This window comes from Paenibacillus sp. FSL W8-0187, from assembly GCF_037969755.1.
In the GTDB taxonomy this organism is placed as follows: Bacteria; Bacillota; Bacilli; order Paenibacillales; family Paenibacillaceae; genus Paenibacillus_AQ.
In genome coordinates, this window is sequence record NZ_CP150206.1 from 5,387,097 (window position 1) to 5,400,518 (window position 13,422).

The 13,422-nt window shown below is 47.7% G+C and carries 13 protein-coding genes and 1 tRNA gene; 5 read left to right on the forward strand and 9 right to left on the reverse strand.

What is annotated here, in order from left to right; translation table 11 throughout:
• Positions 1-46 precede the first annotated feature (46 nt).
• Positions 47-190 (forward strand): hypothetical protein, encoded by a 144-nt coding sequence (locus MKY48_RS24360; protein WP_213643833.1) that lies wholly within the window; start codon positions 47-49, stop codon positions 188-190.
• Positions 191-278: 88 nt separating this feature from the next.
• Here the strand turns inward: MKY48_RS24360 and MKY48_RS24365 are convergent.
• Both MKY48_RS24365 and MKY48_RS24370 read right to left on the reverse strand, forming a co-directional pair.
• Positions 279-365: transfer RNA gene (locus MKY48_RS24365), tRNA-Leu, on the reverse strand.
• A gap of 135 nt (positions 366-500) precedes the next feature.
• The gene (locus tag MKY48_RS24370) at positions 501-1,481 is read right to left on the reverse strand and encodes a copper amine oxidase N-terminal domain-containing protein (RefSeq protein WP_339291338.1); all 981 of its coding nucleotides are present in this window, start codon (positions 1,479-1,481) and stop codon (positions 501-503) included.
• Between the two features lie 366 nt (positions 1,482-1,847).
• Between MKY48_RS24370 and MKY48_RS24375 the strand changes: the two genes are divergently transcribed.
• Positions 1,848-2,531 carry a lysoplasmalogenase gene (locus MKY48_RS24375; RefSeq protein WP_339291339.1) on the forward strand — a complete coding sequence of 228 codons (684 nt, stop codon included), beginning with the start codon at positions 1,848-1,850 and terminating at the stop codon, positions 2,529-2,531.
• A gap of 117 nt (positions 2,532-2,648) precedes the next feature.
• Here MKY48_RS24375 and MKY48_RS24380 read toward each other — a convergent pair whose 3' ends face one another.
• The 5 genes from MKY48_RS24380 to MKY48_RS24400 form a co-directional block, all read right to left on the reverse strand.
• Positions 2,649-3,362 carry an MgtC/SapB family protein gene (locus MKY48_RS24380; protein WP_098748124.1) on the reverse strand — a complete coding sequence of 238 codons (714 nt, stop codon included), beginning with the start codon at positions 3,360-3,362 and terminating at the stop codon, positions 2,649-2,651.
• A 43-nt stretch (positions 3,363-3,405) separates the two neighbouring features.
• A complete protein-coding gene (locus MKY48_RS24385) occupies positions 3,406-4,011 on the reverse strand; it encodes a glycerol-3-phosphate responsive antiterminator (RefSeq protein WP_076325856.1) in 606 nt (201 codons plus the stop codon).
• Positions 4,012-4,078: 67 nt separating this feature from the next.
• Positions 4,079-4,891, reverse strand: a complete 813-nt coding sequence (locus tag MKY48_RS24390; protein ID WP_339291341.1) for an HAD-IIA family hydrolase — start codon at positions 4,889-4,891, stop codon at positions 4,079-4,081.
• 335 nt (positions 4,892-5,226) lie between these two features.
• Positions 5,227-6,990: a glycerol-3-phosphate dehydrogenase/oxidase gene (locus MKY48_RS24395; RefSeq protein ID WP_339291343.1), complete on the reverse strand. Its 1,764-nt coding sequence runs from the start codon at positions 6,988-6,990 to the stop codon at positions 5,227-5,229.
• 328 nt (positions 6,991-7,318) lie between these two features.
• Entirely contained in the window at positions 7,319-8,176 is an 858-nt protein-coding gene (locus MKY48_RS24400; RefSeq protein WP_076325666.1) for an AraC family transcriptional regulator, read from the reverse strand.
• A 126-nt stretch (positions 8,177-8,302) separates the two neighbouring features.
• Between MKY48_RS24400 and MKY48_RS24405 the strand changes: the two genes are divergently transcribed.
• Genes MKY48_RS24405 through MKY48_RS24415 form a run of 3 tightly spaced genes read left to right on the forward strand, consistent with a single transcriptional unit; the run spans position 8,303 to position 11,162 of the window.
• A complete protein-coding gene (locus MKY48_RS24405; protein WP_339291345.1) occupies positions 8,303-9,361 on the forward strand; it encodes a Gfo/Idh/MocA family oxidoreductase in 1,059 nt (352 codons plus the stop codon).
• A complete protein-coding gene (locus MKY48_RS24410; protein WP_076325664.1) occupies positions 9,358-10,215 on the forward strand; it encodes a sugar phosphate isomerase/epimerase family protein in 858 nt (285 codons plus the stop codon). The genes MKY48_RS24405 and MKY48_RS24410 overlap by 4 nt, the downstream gene beginning before the upstream one ends.
• Before the next feature lie 50 nt (positions 10,216-10,265).
• The gene (locus tag MKY48_RS24415; RefSeq protein WP_076325663.1) at positions 10,266-11,162 is read left to right on the forward strand and encodes a sugar phosphate isomerase/epimerase family protein; all 897 of its coding nucleotides are present in this window, start codon (positions 10,266-10,268) and stop codon (positions 11,160-11,162) included.
• Between the two features lie 157 nt (positions 11,163-11,319).
• On the opposite strand, the gene MKY48_RS24420 is transcribed toward MKY48_RS24415, so the two are convergent.
• Positions 11,320-12,351, reverse strand: coding sequence for a Gfo/Idh/MocA family oxidoreductase (locus MKY48_RS24420; protein ID WP_076325662.1), 1,032 nt, complete (start codon positions 12,349-12,351; stop codon positions 11,320-11,322).
• 23 nt (positions 12,352-12,374) lie between these two features.
• Positions 12,375-13,262, reverse strand: coding sequence for a sugar phosphate isomerase/epimerase family protein (locus MKY48_RS24425; protein WP_339266904.1), 888 nt, complete (start codon positions 13,260-13,262; stop codon positions 12,375-12,377).
• Between the last annotated feature and the right edge of the window lie 160 nt (positions 13,263-13,422).

The following is a 13,422-nucleotide window of genomic DNA, read 5'->3' on the forward strand; positions in this document are numbered from 1 at the left end:
TTTTCGCGGGTTTTTTCGTTTCTTCCAGGCTACGAGGAGATAAAACATGTCAGAAGCCGGCTCAGAGCCGACTATTATTCCTGACCCTTATACCCTTCTGCTTCTGAATTACCCAGATGTCGTTACGGTGGAGCAAATGTGTGAAATGCTTGGCGGCATCAGCACCAAAAAACAGCTTACAAATTACTGAAAGTAATGAGCACTAGCCTCAACATTTTAAATAAAAAAAGTTCCTGCTCTGCCAAAAAAAGCAGATCAGAAACCTATTATAATTGAAGTGGTGCGGTCGAGAGGACTCGAACCTCCACGGGGGTTAGCCCACACGGACCTGAACCGTGCGCGTCTGCCAATTCCGCCACGACCGCATATTATGTAAAGTCGGTATCGTGTTGATCACCGTAATTAAGAGTATATTACGCCCATAGTTAAAAAGCAAGCATTTTTTTGAAAAAATGGTCGAAACCATATATTCCGCGTGATTTCGACCATTCATGGCAACATCAGATCGTCCACTGATCATGAATAATTCCGGATAAGACCCATGTATTCCCTTCCTGCTGAAACACAAGACGCAGGCTTTCCCAGTCCATGCCAGCATAATCAGGATGAACCCCATCGAAGTAATACTCAACGATGACTGCCCCTTTATACTGGCTGGTCGCATTGTTCAACGTATTTCCTTCGCTTTTGGATTGGTTGTAACCCACCCAAGGCGCAGCGGCAAAATCGCTTGTATAAATAAACGTCTTATAATACTTTTCGAAATTCATGGAAATCGGTTTACCGCTGCCATCAAACTCGCCCCAACGGTATAAGGTATCATCTTTAAACCCATCGCGCAGCTGTTGTTTGCTCAACGTGATATCCTTCTGACGGTCCACATAAGCGTATGGGGAGAAGGTGACTCCTTTTGAATGAGCGAATTCTGCAAGCTTCTCAAAATCTTTGTTTTTCAATAGCGTCATCACTTGATCCGCACTCTTGGACAAGGCAGTTTCAGCCTCTTTAGGTGTGAGCACAGGAAAGATCATGGCTTGTTTTGAAGCGTTATTCCAGGTTACCTTGCCTCCGAGACCTTCAGCCGAGAACCGCAGTGGAATATAGACCCGTCCTTCCTTAAGCTTAGGCGAAGCATCCAGCGTCACCCATTTACCGTCTTGTATCACATTGGGCTCTCCCACTGTATAACTTGTCGTATGTTTACCGTTGCTCACAACCGCGGTCTGCTTGGCTTGATTCCAGTGAACCTCCGCCCCCATCGCAGTCGAAATATCGCGAAAAGGAACCATGACTAGGCCATGCTGAATAATTGCCGGAGAATCGAGCATCAGCTTCCCTCCATTCACTCTAATCTCAATCTGTTTGTTCGAGGATGCCTCCGCTGCCACTACTCCCCCTCCATACTGTAAGTTTCCGGTTAAGGCTATAACCGCCGCAGTAATCCCTGCCAGCAGCACTCGAACCCCTTTGCGCTTCTTCATCAACAGCTGTCACCCCTTCTTATGTTCTCTGTCCATTTTCGCTGATAAATGGTCTATACCCTTAATTCCAAGCGCGAAACGTTATTTTATCTATTCTTACACTTCCATGACGATGCGATTCCGCTTTAAACCTCGATTCATGCTCACGGGCTCCGAATACTCATCCTCCATGATATGTTCCCCCTTATACTAAGGCAATTAAAATATATAATCGCGGAATATATTTTCCAAGCAATTTCAGCAGATTTAATTTATTTCTAATAATGCTTTACATTCCTATTTCATGCGGAGATAGGAAAGAGGGATTGGGACGCTGCAAGAAGAATTGTCTAACATAAAGATTACATACGCATAGGAGGACTGTATTTGAAACGATACATGCTGCCATTGATCATCCTGATCATGAGTCTGCTTTATATTTTCCTGATTCCATCCGAGCCCCTTGCTGTCAAACTGCTGTTCAAGCTCATTCCGATGTGGCTCATCATCCTGTTTGCCTATCGGCAATTGCCGCCCCATAGATCCAGGATTCACTATCTACTGTTAACAGGACTTTTCTTCTGTATGATCGGTGACGGGACGCTCATCTGGTTTGTTGTCGGTCTTTCTGCCTTTCTGATCGGGCATCTGTTCTACACGTCCGGCTTCTTGGGGCAGTGGCGCTATTCAGCTCCCCGCCTTCTCAGCATCGTTCCGATTGCAGCCTATTCGGTATGGATGGGCATCCAATTGGTGTCTTCTCTCAAGTCGAACGGAGAACAGGCTTTGATTATTCCTGTCATCGCCTATATCGCAGTCATTTCGTTCATGCTCTGGACAGCCATCATGACCGGGAATCGATATGCGATGCTTGGAAGCCTGCTCTTTGTCATCTCTGACTCGATCTTGTCCTGGAACATGTTTGTTGCGGATATCCGCTATTCGGACATATGGATCATGACTACTTATTATGCCGCCCAATTTCTGATTGCCAGAAGCATCTCGGCTTTTGATAGACCTCGAGTACAGGCATTAGGAAGCTCGTCCTTGAATACATCTGCAGCCCCATAGAAGACATAAAAAAGCCGAGCCCGGGTCCACCCGGGCTCGGCCCTGTGCATCATATTTAGCCCAATCATAGGATCTGGCCTTATAACCATTCGGGCATCAAGCAAATCCGATAAACGCTTAATCCCGCCAGTTCATGCGAACCTGCTTAATCCCCTCTACCTGCCACAATTGCTCAAACAATCCGTTAATTCCCTTGCTGTTAAAAGAATACACCCGGAATTCCATCGTCACCTTGGTCGAGTCGTCTTCCGTTGTGTCATTATTCACGATCATGCCTTCCACCGTCATATTTGCCTTTTGCAGCAATTCCGTAATGGTACTTACATGAACTGGACGATCTCCAGCCTCAATGATGATCTTCAAACTGCCTGACTTTTTGATAAAGAGAAATTTTGATTCCAATTTATTCAACACCAGCGTGCTGACCAGAACGATCGCCGTCGTTATGATCGCGGGCCAGTAAAATCCGGAACCGACACTTAAACCGATAGCCGCTGCTACCCATAGGGTTGCCGCCGTGGTAAGACCTGAAATGATATGATTGGAACGCCGCAATATAGCTCCAGCACCAAGGAAACCGATACCGCTTACAACTTGTGCCGCCAGCCGGGCAGGATCAACCCTCGCATTCGGATGATTGATCAGTGCAGAATCAAAGCCATAAATGGAAGTCAGCATAATCAGTGTTGATCCGACAGCCACCAAGAGATGGGTTTTTAAACCGGCCTGCTTGTTTCTGCGTTCCCGCTCCCAACCGATTAAACCGCCAAGCAATGCAGCCAATAGCAGCCGCATCAGCATGGTCTCCGTATCCAGTTGAAACACATCCATTCCCTAATCTCCACCCATCTTTGTCATTTACGGAGGATCTTCGCTATACCATATGTTCATCCTGCCAGCGCCATAGCTCTTTGCTGGAGGTGGATATGCCAATTACACCGCTCTTCAAAGCTGTATCAAAATCCTCCAAGTCGATCATGAGTCCTCCTGCGATGACGGGCACGTCCACCTCTGCACGAATCCGTTCCATAATCCGCTGACACACCATGCCCGGCAGCACTTCAATGGCATCCGGATTGGAGGCCTTAATCATCTTGATCCCGTTGTCCAGGGAAACAGAATCGAATACAAACAGTCGCTGAACCGTTAACAAGCCCAGTTTCTTCGCTTCAACAATCGCGGTGTTTTTTGTCGTAACAATACCATCGATGCCAACCTTTTCTGCTAAATACTTAACCCCCGTCTTGTCTTTGCCGATCCCTTCAATCAGATCAAAATGCACAAACGAGAGCTTGCCCGCCTCCCGAATCTGCTCAACAATCGATTCGATGATAAAAATATCGGTCTTAAGAATAAACACGATATTCGATTCGGTTGCTAGTACATTGGGGAGTTCATCGGCATTCATTAATGAAGTAATAATGGGCTTACGCTTCAAGCAATACGAAATTCGTTGTGCACCTTCAACACTGGTTTTCATGTCTTCACCTCGTTGCCGCAGCAGCATCTCCAATTCTCCCGTTGCCCCGGCTTATTTTTGTAAATACTCATGACTTGGCTTCGTCTGCCTGCTTCACGGCAGTACCACTGAGATAAATATCGTAGACCGAATTCAGTACATAGGTGGGCTTCACGCTGCTGCTCATCAGATCGTCACTGGTTGATACGCCTGTCAGCACCATTGCCGTACTCATCCCTGCCTGATTTCCCATCTTGATATCCGTCTCCAGCCGATCCCCTGACATCAGACAATCTTCAGCCTGCACTCCCAAAATATCAAGAGCCGTCAATGCCGTCAAGACGGAGGGTTTGCCCATGACGGTCGTGATTGTTATACCGGCAGTGCCTTCGATGGCACCGATCATACCGCCGCAATCCGGCACATCGCCGCCAGGCATTGGACATGTTCGATCCGGGTGGGTGGCAATCACTTCAGCGCCCCGTTTAATCGCCTGATATGCAAAATCCAGATGACGGTAGTGAAAATCCCGATCCCAAGATACAACCACAACATCGGTTTCCTCCGGCGATGAGGCGAATCGTATTCCATTGTCCAGCAGCTCATTCTTCAATATATCTTCGCCAATGACATACACGTTTGCGCCCGGATGATGTTTTTGAAGATAATGAATCGTAACGAGTGCAGGATTCAATATATTATTCAGTTCAACTTGAATGCCAAGCTTCCTTAATTTCTTCAAATAGTTTTCCCTGGAATCTATCGTTTTGTTGGTCAAAAACAATAGCTTCTTACCCAGTCCCTGCAAATAATGAATGGTCTCCACCGCACCATCAATGGCCTCAGCCCCAAGATAAATCGTGCCGTCCAAATCAAAAATATACCCTGAATAATGATCCATAATTTCGTTCTCCTCTGCATGTTCAATCTGTAATTTCGCCCGTAAACGTAAATTGGACATGTTCTGGCCAGATCAGTTCTGTTATGGACCCACAGTCCCCATCCGTAAAGTATACATATGACAACGTCATGCCCTTTAGTCCTTGGACAAGCGGTTCCACGCGGATACAAAAAAATGAGAAGCACTTTGCATTGAAAAAGCCTTCATTCATGACAAATGAAAGATTCTCGTTATGCAAAGGGCTTCTCATCATCTCTGCCCAGCTCTATAACTTTATATGGTTATACTACATCCACATTTTACATTTGACAAGATGCTCCTGATAAATAAGATTCCTATCGATTCATCGCTGAAACGGCGGAGGAATGCTCGGCTTCCTCGTCGGAGCTCGGTCCTGTGACGTCTTCCCGATCCGGCAGATCCGTAAACCGTTCCAACCTGCTGTCTTCCACCATTCCCCATGCCAATTGCAATTGATCCTGCAGCAGCTCCCATTGCCTGTTGACTTCCACATGATTCCATTCTAAATATTCACGCATTATTCTCATCACGGAAGCAAGGGTTCGCTCGGTTTTTTGCCGGTCGAATAATATCCAGCCTGTTCTTCTTAACAGAAAATCCACTGCGGTCATCGTCATCTCATATTCGATGGAATACTCGATTTCCGCGCGTAACAATCGAAGCTCGACCGTGTCTGCTTCCTGCGAAGAAGCACCGATCCGGTTCATCAGTTCCATCGTATTGGAGCCGTACCTGTTCATGAGGCTCACAATGTCTTCGGGTCTGATGCCGAGGGATTCACCCTGCTTGATTAACTTCTTCTGAACCTCCTCATAGGTGAGGCCATTCAGGTCGCCTCCGCTGATGGGAACACGATCCGTCGTACAAGGAGGATAGATGGTGCCATCGCCGTCTTGAAGCTGTCTGGCTGCAAGATTCACGACCTTTTCAGCCATTTTCCGAAATCCGGTCAGCTTTCCGCCTGCAATGGTGATCAATCCGGAATCGGATATAAACATCTCATCTTTCCTTGATATTTCCGAAGGATCCTTTCCTTCCTCGCCGACGAGTGGTCGTAACCCCGACCATCCGGATTCAATATCGTTCAGCTTCAGCCTTAATTCCGGAAAAGCATGATTCACCGCATCGATAAGATACCGCCGATCCTCCTCGGTAATACCGGGCGTCTCAATCGCACCCTCATAAAGGGTATCGGTCGTTCCGATGTAGGTCTTGCCCTCTCTTGGAATGACAAAAATCATTCTCCCACCCGGCACATCGAAATAAGCAGCCTGGCGTATGGGAAGCTTGGCATGATCCACCACCAGGTGAACGCCTTTCGTTAAGAGCAGCCGCTTTCCCTTGAGCGAATTATCCTTGAGCCTGACCTGATCCACCCATGGCCCGGCCGCATTGATGATTTTTTTGGCGCATATCGTATAGGTCTTACCACTCACTTGGTCTTCTACGTGAACTCCTACTACTTTTCCTCCTCGATACATGAATTCCTGGACTTTGGCATAATTCGCGATGAGAGCTCCTTTGGCCCTTGCAGACTTCATCACTTCAACCGTTAATCGCGCATCATCGGTTCGGTATTCATAATAATAACCGGAACCTTTCAATCCCTCCTTTCGAAAGAGCGGTTCAAGGGTCAGGGTACTCTCGCGCCGGAACATCTTTCGCCGTTCACTTCGTTTGACCCTTGCCAACCAGTCGTACAGACACAACCCGATCGAGCTGGCAAGATAACCATAAGTACCCTTTTTATAAATAGGGAGCAGCATGGGAATGGGCTCCACCAGATGCGGAGCGCTCCGGTGAAGCAGTGCCCGTTCAGAACCTACCTCGCGTACCAAGCCGATCTCTCCTTGCTTCAAATACCGAAGACCGCCATGAATCAGCTTCGTTGATCTGCAACTCGTTCCCGAAGCAAAATCATTCATTTCCACCAATCCGACGCTCATCCCTCTACAGCTGGCGTCCCAAGCAATTCCCGCACCCGTGATACCGCCGCCAATCACCAGCACATCCAGCTTTTTGGCCGACATGTCCTGCAAATATTGGGTCCGCATCTTGGCGGATAAGCTTGTGTACACCTGACATTCTCCTCTCTAAAAATAAAATGAAGAACCTATTCCATAATAAGAAAAACGTCTATCGACGTACTTTATCTGAAGACAGACCGCATTTAGCGGAAGTTTTTCTTACGAGATAAGGATGCTAAGCCTCGGATGTTTATACTTTCTTATCTCTTCAAAAAAAGAACCGCTTCTGCTAAGAATACATACCGAATACAGTACGCATTTAAGCAAAAGGGTTCTCCGTTATCTCCGCCACTTTATGCAATAAATATGATTATTCATTATAGGTTGCTTTTATACTTATGTCTACATGGAGCCCATTCAGAACCGTTAAAGCCGATTCTCACTTTTTTCGTAAAGCCGATGGAGCCATACTTTTATATTTTTTGAAGGTTCGACTGAAATAATAAATATCATTAAATCCGGTTGCAGCCGCGATTTCGGACACCGTAAGCGGACTTTCCCGAAGGAGATAATCCGCCCGGTTGAGCCTCGTCTCATTCACATACTCTGTCACGGTCCGACCGCTGATCTCCTTGAACAAGCGGCTGAAATGAAAACGGCTGAGACCAGCCATGCTTGATAGGAGCTCCACTGACAAATCCTCCCGGTAATGCTCCTCGATATACTTGAATATCGGGGCAAAGCGCTCTACATTCTTCATCCGCTCGACGTATTCATCCAGTGTAAGGACCGTCGCTACATAACCTCGTACAAGCAGCGTAAGCAGCCGATACAGCTCTGATTTGACCGCCAGCTCATAACCGAATTCCCGCTGTTCCAGCTCATGAATGATGGACAACATGGAGGCTAGCGCATCATCCCCGCTAATTCGATTCTCGAAGATTAGCCGGTTCTGGGTGATGGGTGTGATGAATTTCATCTCGGTTGCATCCAGCGAATGGCTCTGAAGCAGCGAAAAGTCCGCGATTAACGCATAATAAAACAAATGATCCGATAAGCTGAGGCCGTAATGCAGCTCATTCCGGTTAATGACGATCATATCGCCTTCCTTGACCGTGAAGGTGGACGAGCCGCACTCCAGACTCGCTTCCCCAGATATAATATATAGAATTTCAAGATGTTCATGCCAATGATGGTTAAACAAAACCTGTCCCCGGCCGTCAAACTCGCAACGATGGACCTTAATCGGAAACTGAGGATCCGGCATTGTCATCGGTTCTTGAAGTGTTTTGTCCAATGTTCTGATCTCCTTCCAGTAAGACAGCACAATTGTACAAACAAACAGCACGGTTTATCATGGTGTCTTCCTCTAAAAGCATTATAATACGAAAGTGTAATGCAGTAAATTCAGAGGAGTGAACTCATGAAATCTATTAATATTGGCGTCATTGGCACGGGATCGATCTCTGCTATGCATTTGCAATCTTATCAAAAACATGCGAACGCGAATTTGCTCGCCGTGTGCGATTTAAATGAAGAAAGAGCACAGAGCGCAGCTGAAAAATACGGTGCTACCAAAGTCTACACCGATTATAACGAACTTCTGGCTGATCCGGAAATCGATGCTGTAAGCATCTGTACCTGGAACAATACGCATGCCGAAATCAGTATTGCGGCACTGAATGCGGGCAAACACGTTCTGGTTGAGAAACCTCTCTGCCGTACCGTTGAGGAAGCGCTTCAAGTACAGGAAGCCGTTAAATCTTCCGGCAAGCTGCTTCAGGTCGGCTTCGTAAGACGTTACGATCCTAACGCTCAAATGCTCCGCGAGTTTGCAGACAAGGGTGAATTCGGGGAAATCTATTTCGCGAAGGCTTCCTCCGTTCGCCGTCTAGGCAATCCAGGCGGCTGGTTCTCTGACATTGAGCGTTCCGGCGGCGGACCTCTCATCGATATCGGCGTGCATGTCATTGATCTGTGCTGGTACATGATGGGTCGCCCTAAACCAGTTTCTGTCAGCGCCAATACATACCGGAAGCTGGGCAATCGCTCTAACGTTCGCAACCTCTCCTTCTACAAAGCGGCTGACTATGACGCGGAGAAGAACACGGTTGAGGATATGGCGAATGCGATGATTCGTTTTGAAAACGGCGCTTCTATACTGGTGGACGTCAGCTTCACGCTGCACGCTAAGGAAAATCTGCAATCCGTTAAATTATATGGAGACAAGGGCGGCTTTGAAATTGATCCTGAAGTGGTCATCGTCACGGAGAAACACGATACCATCATCAACATTCAGCCTCAGACAGACAGCACAGGATTCGCGTTCGACGCGGCTTTCCAAAGCGAAGTCGATCATTTCATTTCCAGCATCGAGAACGGCACATCACCTCTCAGCCCAGTAGAAGACGGCGTTGAGATCATGAAGATTCTGTGCGGGATCTATGAATCCGCCGAAAAAGGGGTTGAAGTTCTACTATGAAACTTGGAATAAGCTCGTACAGCCTGTACCAGGCCATGAACAAAGGCGAAATGACCATTACCGATGTCATCGACTACGTTGCAGAAATCGGTGGAGAGCATATCGAGATCGTTCCGCTCGGCTTTAACCTGAAGGAAACACCGGAGTTGATCGATACAATTAAATCCCATGCCGCTTCCAAAGGGCTTGAAATTTCCAACTATGCCATCGGCGCCAATTTTGCGGAATTGGATGACGCTGCATATGAAGCGGAGATTGAACGAGTTAAAGGTGAAGTGGACATCGCAGCCGCACTTGGCGTTAAGCTGATGCGTCATGACGTAGCCTCTTCCAAAGACTTGTCCATCACGCATTTCCTGGAGGAGCTTCCCCGCCTCGCCAATGCATGCCGGATCATTGCCGATTATGCGGCTGAACGCGGCATTACGACAAGCGTGGAGAACCATGGCTATTTCATTCAACATAGCGACCGTGTAAAAGCGCTGGTTCAGACCGTGAATCACCCTAACTTCAAAACAACCCTGGATATCGGAAACTTCCTCTGTGCAGATGAGGTGTCCACTGTGGCTGTCAAGAATAACATCGGCTTGGCCTCGATGGTTCACTTCAAGGACTTCTATTATCGCCCGGCTCACCGCGCACCTGGATCCGGTTGGTTTAATACCTCCAGCGGCAACTGGCTGCGTGGCGCGATTGTCGGCCAAGGCGATATCGATATGCCCGAAGTCGTTCGCATCGTGAAGGAATCCGGTTATGACGGTTACATCTCGATTGAATTCGAGGGGCTGGAAGATTGCCGCACGGGAGCTAAGTTTGGATTGGAATATGTCCGTAAAGCCTGGAATGAAGTTTAAGTTAGACGGTCGATGGATGAACACAAGGATGATACAAGGGGGATATTAGGATGTCGAAGCCTATCATGCCTAACAAAATTGGCGTTATTGTTGACAGCTTTCGAGTTGGAGTAAGAGACGGCCTTCTTAAAGCCCGGGATGTCGGAGCAGACGGCGTTCAGATCTATGCCGTTCATGGCGAAATGGATCCGGCCAACCTCTCTGCTTCGGCCCGTAAAGAATTGAAGGATTACATCGATTCACTGGGACTTGAAATCTCCGCTCTCGTTGGTGACCTTGGCGGACACGGTTTCCAGGACCCTGCCGAAAATGCGGCTAAAATCGAGAAATCCAAACGAATCATGGAGCTCGGCTTGGAGCTGGGAACCAATATCATCACCACGCATATCGGTATCGTGCCGCAAGATCATAACAGCCGCGTATATGAAACGATGCATAAAGCTTGTCTGGAGCTTAGCACATTCGCGAAGTCGATGGACGCCTTCTTTGCCATCGAGACAGGTCCGGAGCCTTCTGCTCATTTGAAATCATTCCTGGATGGCCTCGGTTCCAACGGTGTGTCCGTTAACTTTGATCCTGCCAATATGGTCATGGTCACTGGAGACGATCCGGTACAGGGTGTGTACAATCTGAAAGATTATATCGTTCATACACACGCGAAGGACGGAATCAAGCTGGCTGACTATATCGATCCTCGCGATGTATACGGTGATTTCGGATACGAAGCACCTGCGCTTGACCATGACAAAATTGCCGATATGGCTGAATCCGGCGAGAAGTTCCGTGAGGTACCTCTTGGAGAAGGTGGCGTTAACTGGAATGCTTACTTGCAAGCTCTCAAGGATATTGGCTATACGGGGTATCTGACAATCGAACGTGAAGTGAAAGCCAATCCGGAAGCGGATATCAAGCTCGCCGTGGACTTCTTGAAAACATTCAGAGCTTAACGTTTACACGATTATTTAGTGTTCTTGCTGTGGGATATCAGGCGCTATTGCTTTGGTCATCTGCAATGAGCTCATTAACCAAATAACTAAACAAGGCCAATCAGGTTATTCCCTGATTGGCCTTGTTTATATTTGTTCTACCCTATAGTAAGTAAAATTAGGATACTACCTGTTTCCCAGATACCGTCTCCAAAGCGCCGTTCGCTCTCGCGGAACGAATCTCGGCTTCAATAATTTCTAGCGATCCGGCAGCGCTTTCTGGTGTACATACCGTTACCGGCTTTCCTTGCGCAACATGCTCAATGAAATACCGGAGTTCACGGTAATAGCCGGAATCCTCGGACAGCTCAGCCGTAAAGCCTGGAGCGTTTTCAGGGTACACCGTCAGTTCATTATTCTCAAACACCAGCGTAGCCTCTTCCAGATTCACCCGATATCCCATATAGAAACCGTGTTCGCCGTGCAGTGTCCAATCCGCATGCGCGTTAATCACTTTGCCATCCGGGAAACTGTAGTGGGTGGATACGATATCGTACGAGCTTCCTTTAATAATCGTTTTGGCGAATGTCGATACCCGCTCAGGTTTGCCCATAAGATAGTGGATCATATCCACGTCATGCACATGCATGTCCGTAATGCAGCCACCACTCTTGTCTCCTTCCAGGAACCAGCCTTTAGGCGGCTCCGATCCCCGGAAGAATTCGCCTGCAACGATGCTTCCATAACGGCCGTCCTCCACACATTCTTTCAAATATTCATAGGCTGGCCAGAAACGCAGGCATTGTCCGATCATGAGCGTTTTTCCTGTGCGCTCCGCTGTTTTCACCATGCGCCAGGCTTCCTCCGAGCTGCCTGCGACAGGTTTCTCGCACATGACGTGAATGCCCTTCTCCAGCAGCATGCAGGACATGTCTGCATGCAAATATGTCGGCAGGCATACATCCACTATATCCAGCTCTTCATTCTCCAGCATTTTGTCCACATGGTCATAAAGATGATAGGGCTCCAGGTCGTATACATCCCGCTCGGTCGCCATATTGCCGTTGGCTTTGCTGTCCTTAAGCTCATCAATACGCAGATCGCAAATCGCCACCAGTTGGATGTCCGCACCCTCTTCGGCTAGTCGAACATAATTGTCGAAATGCATGCGCCCCATGAAACCAAATCCCAATATTCCGATTTTTAGCATTCTCTTTCCCTCCGTATCCCTTATTATGATTGGCCTTGATGCTGGCGTGCATCCGGCTTGCGCAAAGATGGCGTACGTCCAAGAATCGCATCCATTGCATTGGATGTATTAAATATGATCTGCTCCGAATAGTGGGTATACGCCGGGATCATCTCTGCCGTGACATAGTTGTCATAGCCGATCAAGCGCAGCGCTTCAACAACGGCCGGATAATTAACGTCCCCTGCCAACAGGTCGACAAAACCGTGCAATCCGCCTGCCTGTCTGCGGTAATCTTTGAAATGGACTTTTTTGATCCGCTCACCCAAAATCCGAATCCAGTGCTCCGGATAACCGTTATGCACAACATTGCCTACGTCGAAATAGGAGCCGACATATTCGGAACCGATCTCATCAATGAAGGTCCGCAACTCCAGCGGTGACAGCAGGAATTTATTCCATACATTCTCGAGTGCGATGGCAACGCCGGCGCTTTCCGCGTAAGGAACCAGCTTACGAATGGATTCTTGAGCCCGCTCGTAGGCATATTCGTAGTCAATAACTGCTGAACCGGGAACGAAATCGACCCCGACCGCCCCTGGGATCACAAGTATGGCATCCACTCCAAAAGCGGACGCGAGTTCCAGCTGCTTCTTGCAAATATCCATGGCCTTCTCACGGACAGCCGGGTCATCACTTGTCATCGGGTATTCCCAATACAAACCTGTTGCCAAACCCGCGATTTCCAGGTCCGCTTCTTTCAGCTGTGCCGCTATGGCCTGTACTTCCTTGTCGCCAGCCTGAAGTCCGAGCTCCCCTGTTTGGTTTAATGACAATTCGATTCCTTCAAACCCAGCTTCTTTTGCCAATCGGATGCAGTCGGAGATGGAAGCATCTCCCGGGAACGACCAGATATTAATCCCTTTCTTCATCGTGAATCCCTCCTAAAATCAATAGGTTGATGTTGTAACACTCGTTTTCTGAAACACATCATTTGACTTTTTCCGTCAAGTTGTAAATAAACCATTCGGATGTAATAATACTTATATAATAAATAAATATTCCGCCAAATGATTTAGATAGAAAAGTGAT

Bases quoted from the DNA above. Each gene is read 5' to 3' on its own strand.
- MKY48_RS24390 (WP_339291341.1), bottom strand. From the start codon at position 4,891: ATGGATCATTATTCAGGGTATATTTTTGATTTGGACGGCACGATTTAT.
- MKY48_RS24425 (WP_339266904.1), bottom strand. From the start codon at position 13,262: ATGAAGAAAGGGATTAATATCTGGTCGTTCCCGGGAGATGCTTCCATC.
- MKY48_RS24420 (WP_076325662.1), bottom strand. From the start codon at position 12,351: ATGCTAAAAATCGGAATATTGGGATTTGGTTTCATGGGGCGCATGCAT.
- MKY48_RS24380 (WP_098748124.1), bottom strand. From the start codon at position 3,362: ATGGATGTGTTTCAACTGGATACGGAGACCATGCTGATGCGGCTGCTA.
- MKY48_RS24360 (WP_213643833.1), top strand. From the start codon at position 47: ATGTCAGAAGCCGGCTCAGAGCCGACTATTATTCCTGACCCTTATACC.
- MKY48_RS24405 (WP_339291345.1), top strand. From the start codon at position 8,303: ATGAAATCTATTAATATTGGCGTCATTGGCACGGGATCGATCTCTGCT.
- MKY48_RS24415 (WP_076325663.1), top strand. From the start codon at position 10,266: ATGTCGAAGCCTATCATGCCTAACAAAATTGGCGTTATTGTTGACAGC.
- MKY48_RS24410 (WP_076325664.1), top strand. From the start codon at position 9,358: ATGAAACTTGGAATAAGCTCGTACAGCCTGTACCAGGCCATGAACAAA.
- MKY48_RS24385 (WP_076325856.1), bottom strand. From the start codon at position 4,011: ATGAAAACCAGTGTTGAAGGTGCACAACGAATTTCGTATTGCTTGAAG.
- MKY48_RS24370 (WP_339291338.1), bottom strand. From the start codon at position 1,481: ATGAAGAAGCGCAAAGGGGTTCGAGTGCTGCTGGCAGGGATTACTGCG.